Consider the following 4,546-nt stretch of genomic DNA (forward strand, 5'->3'; position numbering starts at 1 on the left):
TCGCCGGAAAGCGGTTGGACTGCGGTCGGCACATTGCTGGCTTCCAGGCTGAAATTTACCGCGCTCTTCTGTGCCAATGATGAAATGGCTGTTGGCGCCATTGCCCGGCTGCAAGAGGCTGGCATCGCGGTGCCCGACACCGTTTCCGTTATGGGCTACGATGACACCCCCACCGCCGAATACTCCGCGCCCCGGCTCACCTCGGTTCATGTTCCCTGGCGCGAAGTGACCCTCAGTGCCCTCAACTGGTTGCTCAACCAGTGCTACGGCGGAACCCGCCCGGTCAAGCGCAAGCTCCCGGTGAGCATGTCCTGGCGGTCATCCGTGGTGAAGGTGTAGTTGTCTTACATGCCTGTGAATGGTTTCAGGCAATCGTTTTTCCCGCTCCCCAACCTTTTCCCCGTACGCGAGAGATGGGGCTGATACCTCCATTTTTCCGCAAGTCATGTAGGGTGGGCACGACCCCGTGCCCACGCAGTACCTGCCTTGCCAGGGGGATCTGAATAAGTCCGTCACACCGGCGCAGGCCGGTGTCCAGCCCATTAGCACACTGGATTCCGGCCTTCGCCGGAATGACGAATCAGGGCTTGTTCAGCAGTTTCTCAGGGCACATGACGTTTCAGCATCACTTCGGCGACGGCTTGCCCATCTGCCCCTACGAAACGTTCTGAAAGATGCTCCTCGACGACGAGAAATCCAAGACGCAGGAATATGCTGACGTTTCCGGTTTCCTTGATAGTCGCGAGTTCCAGCTGCGAGATTTGCCTGTCGGCCGCCAGGGCTGAAATGTGTTTGAGCAGTGTGCCGGCTACCCCGCGTCTGCGGTAGTCGGGCGCCACGGCGATGCCTTGCGTATATAGTGCGGAGGTGCGAGGTGCAAATTTGGCAACCCCGACAATGGGGCCGGCATCATCAACGGCAACGAGGCGTTCTGTAGCTGAGGACGTGCTGGGTGATGCTGGGGGCGCATCGGGATTGGGTCGATACACTTTTCGAAGTTCCCGGGTGCAGGCTGTGACGATGTGCTCGACAGCTTGGGCATCTGCCGGATGGTAGGGGCGAATAGTGATCATTTAACCAGATTGGATTGGAGTGCCTGTAACTGTCTTCGCCACATGATGTAAGTCAATCATGTGTTCATCCGATAGTTTTCCCTGCAATGTTGATATTGGTCGGGTTGGTGCCTTTCCCATTATCACGGAGTAAAAAACACAAGCGGCCAGGTACGATCTGCAAGGGCCGGATGGGATAGATCATCGTCATATAGCGTCAGTTCGGTTCTAGCGCTTGCCGACCGCCATGCGGTCCCCACGGGAACGACACCGCATGCGTTTCAATAAGGCAGAAATCCTTCGCAGTTCGGGCAAGATCAGCCAGTATGGATGGCATGTCGTTGTAGTACGTATAGCTATTTCCAATAAATAACACCCGTATTGGAGAAGCGCGATTCTGATCGATCTTTCTCATGACGTGATCCCGTAAATGCAGATGCTTCTGCGCGAGCCGTCTGGCCAAACCCGATCTTCGCTCATGATGCCCTCCAACTTGAACCCGGCCCGTTCCAGAACACGGCGGCTCGCTGGGTTTTCCGAGTCGGTGCGACTGGATAGTCGGCGTGCGCCAAGGACAGAAAAGGCCCATGCTGTAATGCCATTTACAGCCTCGGTGACGAGCCCTTGCCTCTGATACGACTGCCGACACCAATACCCGATCTCGAATTCTGGAACCTTCCAGTCCGGATTGTGCAGGCCGGTCGCACCGACAAAGTCATTTCCAGTTTTTGAGAACATCAGCATTGGCATATCCCTGCAGGCGAGAAACGCGGAATGCCCTTCACGACAAAATGCTTCAGAGGCGGCAATGGCAGGTTCGGCCATGGCCCAGGGCAGCGATGCGGGCCATGCACGCAACTGCGAAAGTGTTTCAACCACACCATGAAATACCGCTTCACCATCACCAGGGCGCGGAGACCGAATCAGCAGGCGCTCGGTTTCGAAGTGGTCGGGAAACTCTCGAAGGGTCGGGGTCATGTGGCGTGGCTAACGCATCGATTTCACATAAAGAATTTCATGCAACGGGTATCCAGTGAGGGCGGAGGATACCCGCGCTATGCCTGTCGGAATAAAACCGCAGCTTTCGTATGCTGCCTGCGCCGGTAAATTGCCGACAATGCACCAGAGGTCAATGCCGATGAAGCCATGGGCGGCGGAATCACCGATTGCTTGTAGCGTCAGGGCGCGGCCAATGCCTTTTCGCCAGTGCGTCAGTGTTACGTTAAGCGCCCAAAGCTCTGTGTGACCTTCACGGGCATTGTGTCGTGGTGTGCCGACGATTGAAAAGCCCACGACCTGGTCATCTACCTCGGCGATAGTTAATCTGAAAGCATTTGAAGGGGTTGCTAGCTTTGTACGCAGATCGGCCATGTTTGCCTTGTGGTCAAGAGAAGCCAGATAGCTTGCTGGCATGAAGGGCTGGTAGGCGGCACGCCAGGCTGAAACGCGAATCCGGCCGATGGTTTCTGCATCAGCCGGCGTCGCGGGTCGCAGTAGTATGAGTCCGGATGCAATCATGTTCGCTTGATTGTTATTAACATTGGGGATGCTCAAAGTAATCCTGTTCTGGCAACAACATGCAATACATGCACCTTGTATTTTCAGTATAATTGGAAAGCATTCCAATTGGAATGTAGGCGTTCATGATGTTCGGGTGAAACTGTCTTCTCTGGCAGGATGCAGGGCAGGCAAGGTTTCGGTGATGGAACGTGAAGAATCGCCTTCAACATGTAAGCAAATTCTAATTGCGCTGAATGATGAAAAAAAATAAAGTTAATACGCTTCCTCTCGTGGAACGGAACAGCTTTGCCAACGACTTTCGTTGGGGCTGCTCCACTTCTGCTTACCAGGTTGAGGGAGCCGTTGACGTCGATGGTCGTGGTGCATCGATCTGGGATAAGTTTTGCGAAATGCCTGGGGCGATTCGCGATGGGTCCAGCGGCACTGTTGCCTGTGATCATTATCATCGATGGCCAGAGGATCTGGATCATGCGCGCGACTTGGGGCTGAATGCTTACCGGTTTTCAATTGCCTGGCCAAGAATCTTCCCCGATGGGCGCGGTGCGCAGGCGAATCGCAAAGGCCTGGACTTCTACTCGCGGCTGGTTGACGGATTGCTGGAGCGCGGGATTGAGCCGTGGCCCACGCTTTACCACTGGGATTTGCCGCAAACCTTACAGGAACAGGGGGGCTGGGCGAATCGCGACACGGTATACGCCTTCGCGAAGTTTGCTGACGCGGTGAGCCGGAATCTTGGTGATCGGGTCAAAAATTGGATCACGCACAATGAGCCTTGGTGCAGCGCGTTTCTGGGGCATTACGAGGGCGTGCATGCGCCAGGCTTGAAGCATTTCGGCACGGCCCTGCAGGCCTGCCATCACGTGTTGCTCTCTCATGGCATGGCTATTCCTGCCATTCGGCACAACATCCCCGGAGCGAGCATCGGGATCGCATTGAGCCTGCATCCGTTGCACCCATCCAGCGACAGCGAGGCGGATCGGCAAGCGTTGAAGCGGCACGATGGGCTGCGTAACCGCTGGTTTCTTGATCCTCTGTATGGCCGTGGCTATCCGGCCGACATCTGGCAATTGTGCGGCAAGGATGCGCCTGAGGTCAGAGAGGGTGATCTGGCGACCATCGCCACGCCGACGGACTTTCTGGGCGTGAACTATTACTTCCCGGAAACCGTCGCTGATGCGTCCGGGGATGGGCCGATCTCCACGCGCGTAATCGAACTGGAAAATGTCGAGCGTACTCACTTTGGTTGGGAGGTTTCGCCGGAAGGCATGGTGACCTTGCTGGAGCGTGTTGCCCGGGATTACCAGCCAGCGCGGATGTACGTTACCGAGAACGGTTCAACTTACGATGACGTTGCTAACCATGAAGGCCGTATCGATGATTTCACTCGGCGCAGTTATCTGGTGCGGCATCTGGCGGCGCTCAGGGATGCAGTTGCCAAAGGGATTCCGGTGCAGGGATATTTTGCCTGGAGTCTTCTTGATAACTTCGAGTGGGCAGAAGGGTATGCCCGACGTTTCGGGCTGATTCATGTCGATTACCCCACGCAGCAGCGAAGATTGAAACTTAGTGGGGAGTGGTATCGATTCTTTCTGCGCGGGTAGCTTCTGTAGCAATGACTCGGATCGGCATACCATGGCTCCACGGCCAGATGTATCTTGGTATTGAGCCCCCTTTTGTGCGGCTCATGCCTTGGTTGCCACCACGCGCGCCTGCTGCGTGCGGATGCACTTTGCAGTGGCTGGCATCAATCATCAGCCATTCAAAATCCGGCGCATCAATGAGTTGTTCCAGTAGCGCCTCCCATATTCCCCGGTCACGCCAGCGACAAAATCGACGGTGAGCATTCTTCCAGTCGCCGTAGCTCGCGGGCAGATCGCGCCACGGCGCGCCAGTTCGCAATATCCAGAAAACCGCGTTGATGAATTTCCGGTTGTCGCGGGCGATGCCTCCCCATTGCCCGGATTGTCCGGGCA

Annotated in this window: 6 protein-coding genes; 2 read left to right on the forward strand and 4 right to left on the reverse strand. The window is 56.0% G+C overall.

The window, feature by feature from the left end:
• The coding region (locus VGK14_RS14095) for a substrate-binding domain-containing protein (protein ID WP_331509732.1) at nucleotides 1–339 on the forward strand (339 nt) is incomplete at its 5' end.
• 263 nt (nucleotides 340–602) lie between these two features.
• Here VGK14_RS14095 and VGK14_RS14100 read toward each other — a convergent pair.
• From VGK14_RS14100 to VGK14_RS14110, 3 genes are all read right to left on the reverse strand, one after another.
• Nucleotides 603–1,073, reverse strand: a complete 471-nt coding sequence (locus VGK14_RS14100) for a GNAT family N-acetyltransferase (RefSeq protein WP_331509733.1) — start codon at nucleotides 1,071–1,073, stop codon at nucleotides 603–605.
• A 390-nt stretch (nucleotides 1,074–1,463) separates the two neighbouring features.
• Complete coding sequence (locus VGK14_RS14105; protein WP_331509734.1) at nucleotides 1,464–2,030, reverse strand: GNAT family N-acetyltransferase; 567 nt, start codon at nucleotides 2,028–2,030, stop codon at nucleotides 1,464–1,466.
• A gap of 9 nt (nucleotides 2,031–2,039) precedes the next feature.
• Nucleotides 2,040–2,606, reverse strand: coding sequence for a GNAT family N-acetyltransferase (locus VGK14_RS14110; RefSeq protein ID WP_331509735.1), 567 nt, complete (start codon nucleotides 2,604–2,606; stop codon nucleotides 2,040–2,042).
• 200 nt (nucleotides 2,607–2,806) lie between these two features.
• Between VGK14_RS14110 and VGK14_RS14115 the strand changes: the two genes are divergently transcribed.
• A complete protein-coding gene (locus VGK14_RS14115; protein WP_414691726.1) occupies nucleotides 2,807–4,174 on the forward strand; it encodes a GH1 family beta-glucosidase in 1,368 nt (455 codons plus the stop codon).
• On the opposite strand, the gene VGK14_RS14120 is transcribed toward VGK14_RS14115, so the two are convergent.
• A partial coding sequence (locus VGK14_RS14120; protein WP_414691727.1) for an IS5 family transposase occupies nucleotides 4,137–4,546 on the reverse strand: 410 nt, incomplete at its 5' end. The genes VGK14_RS14115 and VGK14_RS14120 overlap by 38 nt on opposite strands.

This window comes from Novimethylophilus sp., from assembly GCF_036504375.1.
In the GTDB taxonomy this organism is placed as follows: Bacteria; Pseudomonadota; Gammaproteobacteria; order Burkholderiales; family Methylophilaceae; genus Novimethylophilus.